1 protein-coding gene is annotated in these 1,098 nt (G+C 52.7%); it reads right to left on the bottom strand.

Features of this window, described 5'->3' with window-relative positions:
* Positions 1-1,098 (bottom strand): cryptochrome/photolyase family protein (locus tag ACR0EL_RS21780; protein WP_480502259.1); only part of this gene is annotated, 1,098 nt, incomplete at both ends.

Below are 1,098 nucleotides of genomic sequence, written 5' to 3'. Positions count from 1 at the left end.
TCTCCATGAACGAGCGGTAAACATCGTCAGGATCGATCTCGCAAAGGAACATGAAGCCTCCCAGAACCATAAGCCGCTCGATGTGGTGGCAATACCCGGTTTTAAGCACCCTGCGGATCGTGTCGTCCAGCGGATCGATCCCTGTGCTGGCGTCGTAGAATGCGACTGGCATAGTGCGGCGATGGTTCCAGTGATTTGTGGTCCGCATCTTTACGCCTAGGTCATCATAGGTCGCCCGCATAAATTCACGCCATCCGATGATCTGGCGGATGAACCCTTCCACCGAATTCAGCGGAACATTTCTGCGATAGGCATGGGCGAGCGTGGTATTCAAGACTTGTTTCGGCGTCAAAAGTCCAATGTTCAATGCGGGCGTCAGGACAGCGTGCCAAAGCCAGCTTTCGCCTTCGACAATGGCATCCTCATAATCGCCAAACCGATCAAAGCGCCGTTCCAAAAACTGATTTAGCCAGTCGGCAGCTTCTTTGTGGAATGTTGGGTAATAAAGACGATCCAGTGTCCCCAGAGCGTCCGGAAACTCGGCAAGAACGCTGTCTTTTGCCGTTTGATCAATTGCATCATGGGTCGGCCAATCAATCCAAGGCAGGCTCTTGAGCAGCGCTTTGGGGACTTTCTTTCGATTGTCTTCGTCATAGCTCCATTGACCGCCCACCGGTTGATCGCCATTCATCAGCACGTTCAAACGGCGGCGTTGGCTTTTGTAGAACTCCGCCATGAACCAGCGCTTTCTGCCGGTCGACCAAGCCAGGTTATAGTCTTGTGTGTTCAAGAAGCCTGGGGACGGCTGTAAGTTGATTGTGATGTTTGTAATACCCGCCGCCGCACTTAGGCGTTTTTCGGCGATAAAATCGACAGGATCGACCATGTTCACTTGATCAACGCCGAGTTCTTGCAGGTTCTGAAATAACCGCAAACACGAACCCGCCTCCCGTTCATAGGGCCAGATCGTCGCGTCGAAACCCTGCCTAATCAGATCGTCGCGATATCGGGCCATCGATGACCGGTGCAGCCAAAGCTTTTGCTTGTGCATGTTGGCGGGATAGATCGGGTCGCCAAAGAATAGAGGGTCTTCAAAGA

Source organism: Ruegeria sp. AH12 (assembly GCF_056541465.1).
Note: the sequence above shows the minus strand (reverse complement) of the source record. Positions and strands in the feature narration are given on the sequence as shown.